Below are 16,142 nucleotides of genomic sequence, written 5' to 3'. Positions count from 1 at the left end.
ATGCGCACCGCACTCAGGGAGTTGCTACAGCGGTCAATCAACCCGCTGACGTGGTGCGGGGCGGGCGTCGTGCTCACGGCGATGCTCGCCCATGCATCGCCTGTCTGTGCCGATGCCATCGTCGACCTGGCGGGCCCGGCAAGTCAGCAGGCTGTCGTGACCCGGGTGGGCGAGGTGCCGGTGATCGGCGTCGCCACGCCCGATGCGGCGGGCATTTCGCACAACCGCTGGACAACGTTCAATGTGTCGCGCCACGGTCTGGTGTTCAACAATTCGGTCGGCGATGCAAGCAGTTTGCTGGCCGGACCGCTGCCGGCGAATGCAGCGCTGAACGGATCGGCGGCACGCGTCATCCTGAACGAAGTGAGCGGCAGCCAGCCCAGCCTGCTGCTGGGCAGCATGGAAATTGCCGGGCAGGCGGCACGGCTGGTCATTGCCAACCCGAACGGCATCACCTGTGACGGATGCCGCTTCATCAACACGCCTCACGTCCAGCTCACGACCGGCCGCATCGAGCGACTGAACGACGTCCTGAGCTTCGACGTGACCGGCGGGCGGATCGATATCGGTGCCGGCGGACTGTCGGCACTGGCGACCCGGCTCGACCTGATCGCCCACACCCTGCGCAACACCGGCCGGATTGCGACCGGCTCGACGCTCGAAGTGATCGCCGGGCGCACCCGGGTCGATGCCGACACGCTGGCCCTCGGCAATGCAGACGCGCAGCTTCCGGACTATTTCGAGACGTTTTCCATCGACGTCGGCCAGAGCATCAGCGCGGCGAGCATCCAGCTGATCGCGGTCGGTGGCGAGCTGGGGGTGCGCAGCACCGCGCCGCTGATCGCACTGGACGATGTGGTGATCGCCACGCGCGGACACATCGAACTGAGCGGCGACGTGTCCGCGGGGCGCGACATCGCGCTGTACAACATCGGTGCATTCGAATCGGTGCTGCAGGGCGCGCTCATGGCCGGGCGCGACGTCACGCTGCTCGCAACCGGCATCACGCTCGCCCACAGCGGGCGCATCGAGGCGGGCCGCGACATCGGCCTGGGATTCGTTGGCGACAATTCCGACCGATGGAGCGCCTTCCACAATGACGGCCTGATCGACGCAGGCACTTCATTGACGTTCGCCGGACCCGGCACGGGCCTCAACACGGGCGTCATTCTCGCCGGCGCATCGATCGATGCAGCGTCCGGCAACGTGCAGGTCCGAGCGGGTGACGTCGGGCTACCGGGTAGTCATGGCGAGCACGCCGTAAAAGTCGACGGCGTCACGCTGGCGAATTCCGGCGTGATCCATACAGCTGGCGACCTGTTTCTGAACCTGATCGACAACAGCGGCGACATCTCGGCCGGGCGCGATGTGTTCCTGTCGCAGACACGACGCGGCCAGCCCGGCTTCCTTGCGCCGGAGAACATCGACCTCGCCGGGGAGGTGAATGCGGGACGCGACCTGTTCATCCACACCCCCGCCGAGGGTGCGCAATGGCTGGACGGTGCGCGCCGGCAGTCTTTCACCGCAACGCGAAACCTGCACCTGATCGATCGCCCCTGGCTGTCCGACGCCGGCACGCCGGCAGAAGCCGTGGCGCGGCACCCCTACGTGAATCGCGACCGGCTGACCGCCGGCCACGACGTCGTGATCGCGCTGAACGCCCACTTCATCAATCCGTCGGTCATCGATGCAGGCCGCGATCTGCTGATCGGCGCGCGTGGCATCAGCAATGAAACCGCGGTCGGCAGCCGGCAGGCCTCATTCGACTACCCTTTCTATCCCGGCTGTCGCACGGAGTACGCCGGCCTGTGCACGACGACCACCGAAGTGCCGTCGTCACACGCACTGATGCTGGTCGGGCGGGATCTGGTCGCCGCGACGACCTTCTTCCACAACCGCGGTGCATCCATCCTCGCCGGTCGCGACATCCGCATCGACGCGCCGGATGTCGTGAACGAAGATCGTCGCTACGGCGCCATCTGGTCGTCGAGCTATTACCTGATCGACGTCGACGCGCAGCTTGGCGGAACACCATGCACCAGCGACTGCGTCGCCGACATCAACTGGCGGCGCACCGACAGCGGCACGCTCGAACTGGGCGTGCTGCCCGGGGTGATCCAGGCGGGTGGCAGCTTCGTTTCGGATGGCGGTCCGGCCAGCCCGCCCTCAACGACCCCCACGCTTCCCGCTCCCGATGGCCCGGCGGCTGCGCTGCCGCCAATCGTGTCGGGCACGCTTACCGAAGCGCTCGCCCGGATGCTGTCGACGGGTGTGCTCAGCCTGACCGACACGCCTCCCCCGCTTTCGTCCTTCGTCAATACCGGCAACATCCACGCCGCGAGCATCGTCGTCCGGGCCGCAGACATCCGCAACGGCTTCGACGTCGTCGCGGACTACTACCATCGCACTGCCGAGCCGACCGTCCCGCCTGCGCAGATCGACGTCGCCGTTTTCGGTATTCACGGCAGCTCGCTGCTGCCGGTCCTGACCGCGGACCGCTACAGCGGTGCTGCGCTGATGCGCCTGCTTCCGCCCGGGCTGGCGAGCACGCTGCCCTTTGCGCTCACGCCGGCAGAAGAGGCGGCGGCCTTGCGCAACGCCTTCCTCGCGACCACCCGCCGCGGCTGGATACTGCCCGGCCTGACATGGGACGTGCTCACCGGGCAATCGCCACCACAGCAGGAGCACACCATCCTTGCGGCCAACGGCGCCGCGTTTGCCATCGAACACGGCATTGCGATGGGGGCCGATCTGACGGCGGCTCAGCAGTCGCTGCTGGGCGCACCGGTGCTCTGGTACGCCGCACGCGGCGGCCAACTGCACCCCATCGTCTATCTGCCCTCCGACTGGCAGGCACAGCTGGCCGTCGTGCCTGGCGGCGAGCTCGATGCCGGCGTCGCGATCGAGCTCACGGGCGAGCGAGTCGACAACACCGGCTTCGTGCTGTCCGATGGTGCGCTGACCATCACGGCCGACGAGTTACTCAACCGCAAGCGGTCCGCCTACTTCTACGAAAAGCGCAAGGTCAGTGGCGGCACGCTGACCATCGAAGGCGATACCGTGCAGCCCGGCGGCTTCATGCAGGCTGCCGTGTGGAATCTGAATGTGTCTTCGGTGCATTCGGTGTCCGGCGAATTCCGTGTGCTGGGCGAAGACGCAGCGCACACCGGCGCGTTGAGTCGCGCCTTCGAAACGCAGATCGCTGCCGAACTGGGCGACGCCTACCGCTACGAAGAGGCGCGCGACAACCTGCGCTACCGCTTCCGCAAAAGTGGCGGCTTCGGCGATCTGGTTAGTGTGATTGCGGTCTATACCGCCAGCATGCTGATCGGCCCGCAGATGTCGAGTCTCATCGGCAACCTGGCCACGAGCTTTGGCCCGGCTTGGTCGGCGGCAACAGCGTTGGCGGCGCCCGGTCTTGCCAACACCGTCGCCACAGCCGCTATCACGCAGACACTGTCGAGCGCGATCGGACAGTTCGTCGCGACCGGCCGCATCGATGTCGACTCGGCCCTCACCAGCGGGCTGGCCGGCGCCCTCACGGCGGGCACCGGCGCCTTGGCGAACGCGCACATCGAGTCAGCCGTGGGGCGCTGGTCCATCCGCGCACTGACCACCGGCGCCGTCGGCGAACTGACCGGCGCCGGCTTCGAAAACGCGCTGTTCAATGCCGTCATCAACGAAGCGTCCGCACTGGGGGCCAACCAGATCGGTCATGGCAACTTCGGCCCGCAGGGCAGTCTCGGCCACACGCTGGCGCATGGCGTGCTCGGCGCACTGACCGCCGCCGCCCGCGGCGGCGACCCGTACTCCGGCGCCCTCGGCGCGATCACCGCCACCCTTGTGGAAGCGCCGCTCGACGATGCCCTCGATCTGAGCGGTCCTGACCGGGAGATTGCGCTGACCGCGTTTTCGATGCTGGTCGGTGGCACGGCATCCGGACTGGCCGGCGGCGATCCGGTGACGGCTGCATGGACGGCGCAGAACGTCACGCTTTTCAACTACCTGAAGCATCAGGAACAGGATCGCTACGCCGATGCGAAGAACGCATGTGGCGGAGACGCGGCGTGCCTGAACGCGGTCGACGCCGAGTTCAGTCAGAAGTCGCAGGCGAACAAGCGTGCGCTGGCGGACGCGCGTGAAGCCTGCGAATCGACCGGCTTCTGTACCGATTACTACCGCCTGATGACCGAGGCCATGCCACTTGGCAAGGGTGCGCATCTTCCGGGCGACATGGACCCCGAAAACCCGTGGCTCGGCGCGCAGCAGAACGCCGACGCCATCGCTCACAACCTGTCCCTGTTCGACCGCCTGATGGCGCGCCCGCTGTCCGATGAAATCGTGCGCCACGATTTCGCACCCGACCCCGAGGCGTACGCCTTCACACCGCAGGGCAGCAGCCAGTACGTCGGCGCCATCACCGCTCAGAACATCGACAAGGTGATCGTGCTGTCAGCGGCGGGTGCATCGCTGTTGCTGCCCGGCCCGGAGGATCTGGTCGTCGGTGCCGTGCTGATGACGAAGGCCGGGCAATATGTTGCGCGGGTGATCGAGGTTGGAGGGCAGAAGCTGCTGCGGTGGGCGGATGGGAGCGTAGATAATGCAATCGATGCGGCAACCGGTGAAGGTGCGTTCAGCAGGATAGTCCCCGGCGGCGGACTGCAAGCGCATGAAAGTGCCGGTGGTCACCTGTTACTCAAGCATGTCGGGCAGTCTGAGGAAGCTCTTATGAAGCGCCTCGCTAAAGAACCAAACATCACCGGCTCGTCATCCTTTTTTGATCGAGCCGCGGCAGAGTGGGGCGTCTCTGGAGCCCTCGATGCGCGGCAGACCGAAATTCAGACATGGTTAGCTAGCAAGAAACCGGATTTGAAGATTGAATTCTCCATGCCGAAACCGGTAGGCATCACCATCAGCAGAACTCGTATGCAAGCGACGGAAACAACTAGGCTCAGACTGATTCTGCGCCGCAATTCTTCCGCTCCCGATGGCTATAGCATTCTTACTGGGTTCCCAATCAATGAATGATGACTTTCCGAATTTGGGTGAGTTTCTTGGATGCTATTTTCACCAAGACTGGCCATGTGATGATGAATCGGCAATCGCCGTCGTTGAACGCTATCTGCGCGAATGGCCAAGCGACGAAGTACAGGTAGTCGTGAAAGAAATTGGACAACTGCTGGAAGAAGCTGAAAGTGAAGAAAACCTGCGCACAACAGTTATGAAGCTCGGCTCCTACTACGAGGTAGGTGCTGACGGGCTGACATATCGGGACTGGCTAAAGTCGGTAAGCGACCGACTAGCAGCCGGATAGATTCCGGCACGGCTAGGTGTGATCGAAATTGACAGTGTCTTGCATATGCTCAAGACCATTTTCAACGTTGACAGCGGACTGTCTGAAGCGGCCGCGATCAACATTTATCGACGCTCCGCGCAGTCAAGCGGAAAACTGGAAGCGCTTCTAGAGGAACTGGGCTATGCGTTAAGCGACCCAAGTGTTTCTTGGAAAGCGTTGCTCGCGAACAGTGATTATGAAGTGTTTGATGCCGAAACGGAGGAGCAAGCAAAAGCCTATGCAAGAAGAGTTCTCTGGGAGCCTTTGCAGGGACTTAAGTAAATTACTTGGCGCGCACTTGATGCACACGAGATGGCCGTTCATGACTGAGAGCCCGACATGACGTTCTCACAGGATCGTGGATGCACGGCGCCCCACATTCACTTCTTCTCCGCCGCAACCCCCCGCAGTCCTGCAGCGTCAAGAATGTCGATCTGATTCCGCCCCAGTGACACCAGTCCCTGATCAGCAAAACTCTTCAGCAGGCGGGTGACGATTTCGCGCACGCTGCCGAGTTCGTCGGCCAGTTGCTGGTGGGTGGTGTGCAGCGTCTTGCCGTGGCCGAGCAGCAGGCTGGCGAGGCGCTGGTCGAGGCGGTGGAAGGCGATGGCTTCGACCAGTTGCATCAGGTCGGCGACGCGTTCGGAAAACAGGCCGAACACGAAGCGGCGGAAGTCGAGCTCGGCCAGCAGTTCTTCGAACAGGCCGGCCGGCACCACCAGAAGCTTGAGCGGGGTTTCGGCGACGCCGTAGGCGTTGTAGTCGTTGTGGCCGAGCAGGCAGGCGCTGGAAATGACGCAGGTCTCCCCCGCATGCACGCGGTACAGCGGCAGTTCGCGCCCGCTGGCCGAAGCCTTGGCCACTTTGACCTGACCCGATAGCACGAACGGAAAGCCGGTGCACGGCTGGTGCTCGTCGAACAGGCGGGTGCCGGCCGGCACGTCGAGCAGCCGGCCTTCGGTTTCGATGCGCTGGCGCGCCGCGGCCGACAGGCCGGACAGCAGCGGATAGAGCGCGGTCAGTGCGCCAGCGGTGCTGCTGGGTGCAGGCGTGCTCACGACAGTGTGGCGATGACAGGTGCGTGGTCGGACGGGCGCTCCAGCTTGCGCGGCGCCTTGTCGACGACGCAGGCGGTGCAGCGGGCGGCCAGCGGGGCCGACAGCAGGATGTGGTCGATGCGCAGGCCGAAGTTGCGGCGGAAGGCGCCGGCGCGGTAGTCCCACCATGACCAGCTCTTTTCCGGCTGATCGAACAGACGGAAGGCGTCGGTGAGGCCGAGTGCCTGCAGGCCGGCGAAGGCGGCGCGCTCGGGCGGCGACACGTGGATTTCGTCTTTCCAGTCCGGGTGCGCGTCGCGCGGCTCGGGTGCGATGTTGTAGTCGCCGAGCAGGGCGAGCTGCGGGTGGCGGGTCAGTTCGTCGCGCAGCCAGGCGGTGAGCGCCGCGAGCCAGCGCATCTTGTATTCGAACTTGTCCGAGCCCACGGCCTGGCCGTTCGGGAAGTAGGCGCACACCACGCGCACGCCGGCGACGGTGGCGGCGATGACGCGCCGCTGTTCGTCGTCGAAGCCGGGGATGCCGGCCTGCACGTCTTCGGCCGGCTGCTTCGTCAGGATGGCCACACCGTTGTAGGTTTTCTGGCCGCTGATCGCGCTGTGGTAGCCCACCGCCTCCAGGTCGGCGCGCGGATAGGTGGCGTCTTCGGTCTTGGTTTCCTGCAGGCACACCACGTCAGGCTGCTCGGCGGCGAGCCAGTCGGTCAGGTGGGGCAGGCGGACTTTCAGCGAATTGACGTTCCAGCAGGCGATCTTCAAACCGGTCTCCATCAACGTTCGGCGGGCTGCCAGTTGCCGTCATCAGCCGGTTCGGCATCGGCGTTGGCGGAGCCAGGCGCGGCGGCCGGCGCCTTGGGTGCGACCCTGGCCGTGCCCTTGGCCGGGTAACCGGCGCGGTTAAGCAGCGTCGTCCAGGCGTCGGCCCGGAAGCCGATGAGGTGGTCCTTGCCGGCGTTGATCGCCGGCACGCGCGCCTCCTGCAGATTGAAGCGCTTTACGAAGGCCTGTTTCTGCTCGTCGGTGATGATGCGCTGTTCGGTATAGGCGATGCCGCGGTTCTTCAGGAAGGCGAGCGCCGATTCGCACAGCGCATCGCATTCGTTGCCGAGCCAGAGCGTGACCGGTGCCGTGCGCGTCGCTTCACGCTCGGCGTAGCTCGCGCCCTGCTCGACGACGCTGGGCTGCAGCTTCTTTTCGGTGGCCGAACGGGCGTCGGGCGGTGGCGGGGTGCCGCTGTAGTGCGTGTTGCCCTGGGCGTCCTTCCACTTGTAGGTCTGAGCCCAGACCGGGCCGGTGAGCAATGTGCCGGCGATCGACACGCAAAGCAGCATGCGCAGATTCGTCATCGAGAGGCTCCCTGTTGGATCGGCGGGCGGATGAGTAGTCGGGGCGTCAATCAGGCCGCCACCATGCCGCTGTGGCGCAGCAGGGCGTCGGGGCGCGGTTCGCGGCCGCGGAACGCCTTGAACGATTCGAGCGCCGGGCGCGAGCCCCCAACGGCGAGGATTTCGTCCCAGAAGCGGCGACCGGTCCGGGTGTCGAGCACGCTGCCGGACTGCTCACGCGCCTCTTCGAACGCTTCGAAGGCGTCGGCCGACAGCACCTCGGCCCACTTGTAGCTGTAGTAGCCCGCAGCGTAACCGCCGGCGAAGATGTGGCTGAAGCTTTGCGGGAAGCGGTTCCAGGCCGGCGGGCGCACGACGGCGATTTCGTCGCGTACCTCGTCGAGCAACTGCAGCATGGTCTGTTCGCCGCCCGGCACGAATTCATCGTGCAGGCGCAGATCGAACAGCGAAAACTCGACCTGGCGCAGCGTCTGCAGGCCGCTCTGGAAATTCTTTGCGGCGATCATCTTGTCGAACAGCGCGCGCGGCAGCGGCTCGCCGGTGTCGACGTGCGCGGTCATGCCGCTCAGAACGTCCCACTCCCAGCAGAAATTCTCCATGAACTGGCTCGGCAGTTCGACCGCGTCCCATTCGACGCCGTGGATGCCTGACACCGCGAGATCATCGACCCGCGTCAGCACATGGTGCAGGCCGTGACCCGATTCGTGGAACAGCGTGATTACGTCGTCGTGTGTGAAGGTGGCCGGCTTCGGCTTGCCGTCCTTTTCGCCGACCGGCGACGGGAAATTGCAGTTCAGGTAGGCCACCGGCGTCTGCACGCCCGAGGCGACGCGCCGCCGCGTGATGGCTTCGTCCATCCAGGCGCCGCCGCGCTTGGTGTCGCGCGCGTACAGGTCGAGGTAGAACTGTCCCACCAGTTCGTCGCCCCCGGCACCGGCACGTTCGATGCGGAAGAACCGCACGTCCGCATGCCAGACCGGCGCCGTGTCGGGCTTGATGGTCACGCCGTACAGCCCTTCGATGACGCGGAACAGGCCTTCGAGCACCTTGTGCTCCGGAAAGTACAGCTTCACCTCGTGTTCGGAAAAGTTGTAGCGGTGACTGCGCAGCTTTTCCGACACCCAGGTCATGTCCCAGGACTGCAGTTCGTCGAGGCCGAATTCGTTGCGCGCGAACGCGCGCAGCTCGTCAAGGTCGCGTTTGCCGTGCGGCTTGGCGCGCGCACCCAGGTCGCGCAGGAAGGCGGTGACCTGGGCCGGCGTGTCGGCCATTTTCGGCACCATGGACAGTTCGGCGAAACTTTCGAAGCCGAGCATTTTCGATTCTTCGGCGCGCAGCGACAGGATGCGGTCGATCAGCGCCGTGTTGTCGCGCGCCATATCGCCGAATTCGGACGCGCGGGTCGCGTTGGCGCGGTACATGCGCGCGCGCAGGTCGCGGTTTTCGGCGTACTGCATCACCGGCAGATAGGACGGCATGTGCAGCGTGAATTTCCAGCCGTCGCGGTCGTCGCGCTGCGCCGCCTCGCGGGCCGCTTCGACGCTGTCCTCGGGCAGGCCGGCCAGCAGCGCCTCGTCGGTCACGTATTCGGCGAAGGCATTGGTCGCATCGAGCAGGTTTTCCGAAAACTTCGCCGACAGCGACGCCAGTTCTTCCTGGATCTCCTTGAAGCGCGGCTTGAGTTCTTCGGGCAGCTCGGCGCCGGACAGGCGGAAATCGCGCACCTCGTTGTCGAGAATGCGCTGGCGCGCCGGCGACAGCGTCGCGTATTCGGGCGAATCGTGCAGCGCGCGGTACTTCGCGAACAGTGCGAGGTTCTGGCCGAGCGAGCTGTAGAAGCGGGTGATGTCGGGCAGCGATGCGTTGTACGCCTCGCGCCAGGCCGGCACGTCATTCACGCCGTGCAGGTGGCCGACCACGCCCCACGCGCGGCCCAGCTGCTCGCCCATGTCGGTGATCGGCGCCGCGAAACCGTCCCAGGTCGGGGCTTCGGGGCGCGCGATCAACTCGTCGATCAGCGCCTGATAGCGGCTCAGCAGGTCGGTGATGGCCGGTGCAACGTGCTCCGGCTGGATGAGGTCGAAACGGGGCAGGGCGGAAAAATCGAGCAGCGGGTTCGTGTTCATGGGGTTCCGGAAGCGTTGCGGTCAGTCATGTGATTGACGGGGTGAGATCGATTCTAGCCCGGCGCCCGGCGACACAGGCTCAAGTTGCATCCCGGACCGCCGAAAACGAGGTGTGGAAAGCGATGTTCCCTCCCGCAGTTGCAGGACACGCAGCGCGGAATCAAGTTGCGTCCGAGCTGCTTGCTATCGAAAGTTTGTCAGATGAATGTGCGGATTCCCCCTCAGCAGGACGATTTCGCCGCCGTGCCCGTGCCCGTGCCCGTGCCCGACGCCGATGCCATGCTCGACCTGCGCATCCTGTTCAGCGTTCCCGGCATGCGCGAGAACCGCGCCGGTCTGCGCACGCGCGTGCTGGCGACCTGGCGCAATGAAGCGGCAGCGATCATCGATGCACTGCGTGATGCCGCTGCAGCGGGTGACCCCCACGCGCTGCGTCTGGCGGCACACCGGCTGAAAAGTTCGAGCGGCGCGCTCGGTGCCATATATATAAGCAATCTCGCCAGCGGCATGGAAAATGCCGCACGTGACGGTCGCGTCGCCTTCGACGGGCAGATGCGGTTGCGACTCGAACAGGCCGTGCAGCAGACACTGGCTGCTTTCGGCGCGCTGGACGATCCCTCCTGCGGCGACCCGGGTGTACGCTCATGATTCTTCTGGTCGACGATGACGTGATGGTGCGCCTGATGGCGACCGAAGCGCTGATCAGCGCCGGCTTTGAAGTGATGGACGCTGCCAGCGGCGAGCAGGCACTCGAGCTGTTCGACAGCCACGGGTTTTCGCTGGTGCTGCTTGACGTGAACATGAGCGGCATGGACGGCTTCGAGGTGTGCCGGCGCATCCGCGAGCGGGCGCACGGGCGGCGCCTGCCGGTCATCATGCTGACCGGCATGGACGACACGGTATCGATCGACAGTGCCTATTCGCTCGGCGCGACCGATTTCGTTACCAAACCGCTGAACTGGACGCTGCTGGTCTATCGCGTTCGCTATGCACTGCGGGCGGCCAGCACGGTGATGGAACTCGAAGTGTCGGAACGCCGGCTCGCGGTGGCGCAGCGCGTGGCGAGGCTGGGCGGCTGGATCTGGCATGTCGAGGAAGACCGCTGCGAGCGCAGTGCCATCTGTCTCGACCTGTGGGGCGATACGCGCGCGGCGGCCCAGCAGGTTCCGTTCGGCCTGCTGTCACGCGTGCTCAGTCCGGATCGGCAGCATCTGCATGCCTCAATGGAGCGCGCCCGCGAAGGTGTGCCCTATCAGATGAGTTTCCGCGTGCAGCGTGCCGACGGCTCGCTGGTGACGCTGTTCGAACAGGCGCTGCCGGTGCGCGACGAATTCGGCCGCGTGGTGCGCATCGAAGGCGTGACCCAGGACGTGACCGAGCGCGAACTGGCCGAGCAGCGCATCCGCTTTCTTGCCTACCATGACAGTCTGACCGGTCTGGCCAATCGTCAGATGTTCCGCGAAATGCTCGACCATACGCTCGCCCGCTCGCGCCGACTGGGCAAGCGCTGCGCCTTGCTTTATCTCGATCTCGACCGCCTCAAGCGCATCAACGACAGCTTTGGCCACACGCTGGGCGACCAGATACTGCGCGAAGTGGCGAGCCGCCTCCTCGGGTCGGTGCGTTCGGCCGACTTCGTCGGGCGCGAGGGCCTGCAGCCGGACGAAGTTGTCGCGCGGCTGGGCGGTGACGAATTCACCGTGCTGCTGACCGATCTGGCGCACACCGAAGATGCCGCCCGCGTGGCGGCCCGTATCTGCCAGGAACTGGGGCAGTCAATTCATATGGATCACGTCGAGCTGGTGGTGACAGCGTCGGTCGGCATCGCGCTGTTCCCGGAGAACGGCGACGACGCCGAAACCCTGCTTCGCCATGCGGACATGGCGATGTATGCCGCCAAGCAGCGCGGCCGCAATACCTTCGAATTCTTCACCGAAACCATGCAGCAGCGGGCAATCGAGCGCTTGTCGCTGGAGCAGGACATGGCACACGCACTCGAGGGTGGCCAGTTCGCGCTGCACTACCAGCCGCAGGTCGATGCAGTCACCGGGCGCATCGTGTCGGCCGAGGCGTTGCTGCGCTGGAGCCACCCGCAGCGCGGCGCGGTGTCACCGGTCGAGTTCATTCCGGTGGCCGAAGAAACCGGTCTCATCGTGCCGCTGGGTGAATGGGTGGTGCAGGAAGCCTGCCGGCAGATTGCACAGTGGCGCGATCAGGGCCGGCCGGTGGTACCGGTCGCAGTCAATCTGTCAGCCATCAATTTCCGTTCCGACTCGCTGCTGCCGCAGATTGTCGAGGCGCTGGAATCGAACCGGCTGTCGAGCCACTTCCTGCATGTGGAACTGACCGAAAGCGCCGTGATGCACGAGCCGCAGAGTGCGCTGGCAAAGCTGGCTGCGCTGAAGGCGCTCGGACTGACGCTGTCGATCGACGATTTCGGTACCGGCTACTCGTCGCTGTCGACGCTGAAGCAGTTTCCGATCGATCTGCTGAAGATCGATCGCAGCTTCGTGCGGGACCTGCCGGACGACGAGAGCGATGCGTCCATTGTCGATGCCATTCTCGCCATGGCGCATGCGCTCGGGCTGCGTGTCGTCGCCGAGGGCGTCGAGACCGAGGCGCAGCGGGCCTTTCTCGCGCAACGCAAATGCAGCCTGATGCAGGGCTATCTGTTTTCCCGACCCTTGCCGGCGGAAGACTTCATGCGACAGATCGAGGCGGCCCGCTGATCCGGTCACCCGATCCGCCGCATGCGGTCAGCCTTTGATGCCGCTGCCAGCCAACATCATGTCGTCCTCGATCAGCACCGCGTTGCCGTCCGGCTTGCTCAGATCGGGAATCTGGCTGTCGACCCGGTAGATGCCGCCCGGTACCGCATCGGACAGCACGAATATGTAGGTCTTGCCGACATACTTCGGAAACTTCTGCTTGTTCGGGTCGTTGCTGTAGGGCGTGATGCGGTATTCCCGCGCATCGACGGTCTTGCCGCCGAAGCTCACCTTGACCGGCTTGGCAGTCGGGCCTTCCGACAGCGCCAGACGGATGCGCTTGCGGAAGTAGGCCGCCTTGCCGCCGGTCAGTCGTTCCATTTCGGCGATGTCGCGTTCGAGGAAGCACATCAGTGCCGGATTGCTCAGGCCGCCATCGACCTCGGGCATTTCCTTCTTGTTGGTGCCGCTGAGACAGGCCGTATTGACCTTGCGCGTGCCAGCCTCTTCGCTGATGCGCACCTCCACCTTGTCCTCGAACGGCTTTTCCAGACTGCCGCTGCGCTTGAATGTGTAACTCAGCGTGGTGGGCGCCTTCAGTGACGACAGCTGGTCACTCATGAACAGCTGTTTCTCGGCTTCGGTGATTTCGTCGCTCGGTTCGGCATGGGTGTTGCCGGCTGCAATAGCCAGCGCCAGCAGCAGCGCAGAAAGCTTGATGTGCTTGATCATGGAGGTGACTCCTCGTGATGGATAAGCGGACCTCTTCGTGTCCGGCGGGGTTGTATTCAGCATTCAGTCTCGGACTTGACGGCACAGCTTTGCAGCCGCTGGTCGAGCAGGCTCAGCGCGCCCGGTGAAAGCTCGGCGAGCCGCGCCCGCGTCCGGGTGTAGCCGGCTTGGTCACGCTGGCCGAGCTGGGCAGTGGCGAGATCGGTCAGGAAGACCGGGTTGTCGGCGTCGAGCGCATTGGCGCGCTCGAGTGCAGCGATGCCATCCACCGCGCGACCCTGCTTGACCTGCGAACGACCCAGCGCATGCCAGGCCGACGCATCGGCAGCATTGCTGGCAATCCAGAGGCGGGCGCGCGATTCCAGTTCGCCCCAGCGTGCTTCGGTCTGCAGGCGCAACGTCTGCAGGAAAGCCGGCAGGGCGGCTTCGCTTTCGCTCCAGAAGGCCTGACCGCTCAGCGGCGCGACATCGGCGCCGACAGGCAGCGCCATCCCTTCGCGGATCCAGGCGACCGGCAACGAAAACTGGTTGTCGGTGCCGCTGCGGAACTTGAAGGTCATCACGCCCACCAGCCGGTGCTCGCGATCGAACAGGCCGCCGCCACTGGCCCCCGACGTGAAGGGCGTGGTGCTCTGGATGACGCTCGCGCCGTCGTGCGGATGCAGCTGCAGTACCAACCCGCTGCTCACGCGGGGCGCCACGCCAAGGATGTAGCCCAGCGCGACCAGTTCCTCGCCCGGCTTGAGCGGCGTGCTGCGCAGCTCGACCACCGGAACCTGGGAGGCGCCGGGTACATCAAGCAGACACAGGTCGCGCCCGACCTGCGCTCGCTGCGAACTGACCTGCATGCGTTCGCCGTTGCTGACCACGCGGATGGTCGTTGCGCGGGCGGTCACATGACAGGCGGTGGCGATGATGCCCGGGCCGACCGCCACACCGGTGCCGACCGACACATTACCGCCGGCGTCCGACGCTTCAACCTTCAATACGCTAGGTCGCAGCTTGATCAGCGCCGCGATGTCCTGCTGGTCCAGCGCTGTGGCCGGAAACGACCACAACGCAAGCGTCAGCAGGCAGGCAGCGGCAGGCTGGAGGTGGCCCGACATGGCGGTCGCGGTGGTCAGCGGTCGGCAGCCGTCTGGCTGGCCTGCGACTCGGCGATCAGCGGGACGCCGTACGAGGTCAGGATGGCCTGGATGCCGGGAAGGTTGCGCTGCACCGTTTCTTCGATCTTGTTCTTCCAGTCTTTCTCGCCGTAGCGCACCGCCATCGTGATTGCGTAATCGAACTTCACCGTGTTTTCCGGCGGGAAACCGATGGTGACCAGATCACCGGCCTTCGCGTTGCGACCGAAGTAGCCCGCGATCGGACCCCAAGCCATCGCGACATCGACCTTGCCGGCGACCAGATCCTTCTCGACGATTTCACCCGGGTAGGCACCGGGGTCGCCGGACTGGCGCTGATAGGAAATCGCCTGGTCGAACAGCTTGTTGCGCAGCAGCCAGTCCACCGGCGGCGTCTGCGAAAACACGCCGAACTTCAATGACCTGAGTTTTTCGGGCGGCAGCTTGAGCAGGTCGTCCGGCACCTTCACCTCGTCCAGACCGATGCCCTTCTTGAACACCATGGCGTAGGTCGAGCGGAAATAAGGCTTGATCGTAGCGCCCATGTCGAAGCCGACGGGCACCCCGATGATCAGGTCGCATTTGTAGCGGCCGGGCAGCTTTTCGTGCTTGGCCTTCAGGGTCATCCGGATGAAACCCATGCGGTGCGGGAAGTAGGTGTACTCGAGCGCGTAGCCCATGTCCTTGGCCAGCAACTCGGCAATCTTGTTCTCGAAACCTTCACCCTTGTCGTTCGACAGCGGCAGGTTGTTCGGGTCTGCGCAGACGCGCAGCACCTTGTCGTCGCCGGTTTCCTGCGCCTGCAGCGCCGGTGCAGCAAGTCCGGTGCCCAGCAGGAAGGCAGCAGCGATCAGGGAATGTTTCATTGTTTCAGGTCTCCTCCGGATGAATGAACCCTTGCTGGGCAACAAAGCCCTGGGTTCTGCTTGAATTCTTGTCCCGTGCGTACCACCGAGAGCCGGTGTGACAGTGCGGCCGCGGTTTTGTTTTCGCTCAGTCCATCTTTTCGATGCGGCCGGGCCGGATCGCTCCATCGGAACGACCCTTCAAGTAACCGTACAGACCGTCGAGATTGTCCATGACCTGCCTTGACCCATCAAAGTTCGGCATGCCGCGGTCCACGCGACCCTTTGTCACGACCGTCTTGAAGTCGTCGCGTCCAAGTGTCTTGAGGCTGACGATCAGAGATGGCCCCACCATGCCCTCCTGATTCGGGCCATGGCAGCGTTCGCATGCCGCGTTCCGCCACGCGCGCCAGCCTGCCAGCGTGGCGTCATCCACCTTGTTTCCGCCCTGCACCTGATAGGGCGTGGTTTGTGCCATCGCCATGTGAGCCGAAGTCATCAGCGTCAGCACGACTGCCTGCATGAACTGCATTTTCATCATTCTCCCCTGGTTTGCCGGACGCTCATGACACCGATCGCGAGCATTTTGCGGACAAAAAAAGACTGGCACCGGCGTTTCCGCACAGTGCCAGTCCGGGGACTTTGCGGAAAGCGCACTCTGCGCTTTCCGCTCAACGCACGATTACGGCAGTGCGAAGACAGTCATCGTGCCGCCCAGCTCGGTGTAGCTTGAGAGTTCGGCGTAACCACCCACGGCGCCCAGACCATCGGTCGGCTTTTCGAGACCGGCTGCGAGGCCGATGCCGGCCCAGCCGCCGATACCCGACAGGATACCGATGTACTGCTTGCCCTTGAATTCCCAGGTCGTCACG

At 64.6% G+C, this 16,142-nt stretch carries 13 protein-coding genes and 1 pseudogene; 5 read left to right on the top strand and 9 right to left on the bottom strand.

The window, feature by feature from the left end; genetic code table 11:
• From Q8R75_RS10255 to Q8R75_RS10245, 3 genes are read left to right on the top strand one after another with little or no spacing between them, the layout of a single operon-like run.
• Entirely contained in the window at positions 1–5,028 is a 5,028-nt protein-coding gene (locus Q8R75_RS10255) for an RNase A-like domain-containing protein (RefSeq protein ID WP_305663648.1), read from the top strand.
• Positions 5,021–5,314: a contact-dependent growth inhibition system immunity protein gene (locus Q8R75_RS10250; RefSeq protein ID WP_305615150.1), complete on the top strand. Its 294-nt coding sequence runs from the start codon at positions 5,021–5,023 to the stop codon at positions 5,312–5,314. The genes Q8R75_RS10255 and Q8R75_RS10250 overlap by 8 nt, the downstream gene beginning before the upstream one ends.
• 18 nt (positions 5,315–5,332) lie before the next feature.
• Positions 5,333–5,617 carry a hypothetical protein gene (locus Q8R75_RS10245; RefSeq protein ID WP_305627337.1) on the top strand — a complete coding sequence of 95 codons (285 nt, stop codon included), beginning with the start codon at positions 5,333–5,335 and terminating at the stop codon, positions 5,615–5,617.
• A gap of 98 nt (positions 5,618–5,715) precedes the next feature.
• On the opposite strand, the gene Q8R75_RS10240 is transcribed toward Q8R75_RS10245, so the two are convergent.
• From Q8R75_RS10240 to Q8R75_RS10225, 4 genes are read right to left on the bottom strand one after another with little or no spacing between them, the layout of a single operon-like run.
• The gene (locus tag Q8R75_RS10240; RefSeq protein WP_305615148.1) at positions 5,716–6,393 is read right to left on the bottom strand and encodes a Crp/Fnr family transcriptional regulator; all 678 of its coding nucleotides are present in this window, start codon (positions 6,391–6,393) and stop codon (positions 5,716–5,718) included.
• Positions 6,390–7,148, bottom strand: coding sequence for an exodeoxyribonuclease III (gene xth / locus Q8R75_RS10235; RefSeq protein WP_305615200.1), 759 nt, complete (start codon positions 7,146–7,148; stop codon positions 6,390–6,392). The genes Q8R75_RS10240 and xth overlap by 4 nt, the downstream gene beginning before the upstream one ends.
• An 11-nt stretch (positions 7,149–7,159) precedes the next feature.
• On the bottom strand, positions 7,160–7,735 hold the full coding sequence (locus tag Q8R75_RS10230) for a glutaredoxin family protein (RefSeq protein ID WP_305615146.1): 576 nt from the start codon (positions 7,733–7,735) through the stop codon (positions 7,160–7,162).
• A gap of 50 nt (positions 7,736–7,785) precedes the next feature.
• Positions 7,786–9,861 (bottom strand): M3 family metallopeptidase, encoded by a 2,076-nt coding sequence (locus Q8R75_RS10225; RefSeq protein ID WP_305615144.1) that lies wholly within the window; start codon positions 9,859–9,861, stop codon positions 7,786–7,788.
• Between the two features lie 201 nt (positions 9,862–10,062).
• Between Q8R75_RS10225 and Q8R75_RS10220 the strand changes: the two genes are divergently transcribed.
• Positions 10,063–10,509, top strand: a complete 447-nt coding sequence (locus tag Q8R75_RS10220; RefSeq protein ID WP_305615142.1) for an Hpt domain-containing protein — start codon at positions 10,063–10,065, stop codon at positions 10,507–10,509.
• A complete protein-coding gene (locus Q8R75_RS10215) occupies positions 10,506–12,590 on the top strand; it encodes an EAL domain-containing protein (RefSeq protein ID WP_305615140.1) in 2,085 nt (694 codons plus the stop codon). Before Q8R75_RS10220 ends, Q8R75_RS10215 begins: the two co-directional genes overlap by 4 nt.
• Positions 12,591–12,617: 27 nt before the next feature.
• Here Q8R75_RS10215 and Q8R75_RS10210 read toward each other — a convergent pair whose 3' ends face one another.
• From Q8R75_RS10210 to Q8R75_RS10190, 5 genes and pseudogenes are all read right to left on the bottom strand, one after another.
• Entirely contained in the window at positions 12,618–13,301 is a 684-nt protein-coding gene (locus Q8R75_RS10210; protein ID WP_305615138.1) for a hypothetical protein, read from the bottom strand.
• A 56-nt stretch (positions 13,302–13,357) separates the two neighbouring features.
• Positions 13,358–14,407: a trypsin-like peptidase domain-containing protein gene (locus Q8R75_RS10205; RefSeq protein ID WP_305615137.1), complete on the bottom strand. Its 1,050-nt coding sequence runs from the start codon at positions 14,405–14,407 to the stop codon at positions 13,358–13,360.
• A 14-nt stretch (positions 14,408–14,421) separates the two neighbouring features.
• Positions 14,422–15,291: a quinoprotein dehydrogenase-associated putative ABC transporter substrate-binding protein gene (locus Q8R75_RS10200; RefSeq protein ID WP_305615134.1), complete on the bottom strand. Its 870-nt coding sequence runs from the start codon at positions 15,289–15,291 to the stop codon at positions 14,422–14,424.
• Between the two features lie 127 nt (positions 15,292–15,418).
• Entirely contained in the window at positions 15,419–15,880 is a 462-nt protein-coding gene (locus tag Q8R75_RS10195) for a cytochrome c (RefSeq protein ID WP_305615132.1), read from the bottom strand.
• Positions 15,881–15,952: 72 nt separating this feature from the next.
• Positions 15,953–16,142 (bottom strand): annotated as a pseudogene (locus tag Q8R75_RS10190) (PQQ-dependent dehydrogenase, methanol/ethanol family); the annotation flags it as partial.

This window comes from Methyloversatilis sp., assembly GCF_030696805.1.
In the GTDB taxonomy this organism is placed as follows: Bacteria; Pseudomonadota; Gammaproteobacteria; order Burkholderiales; family Rhodocyclaceae; genus Methyloversatilis.
This window is presented reverse-complemented; position numbering and strand designations above follow the sequence as displayed.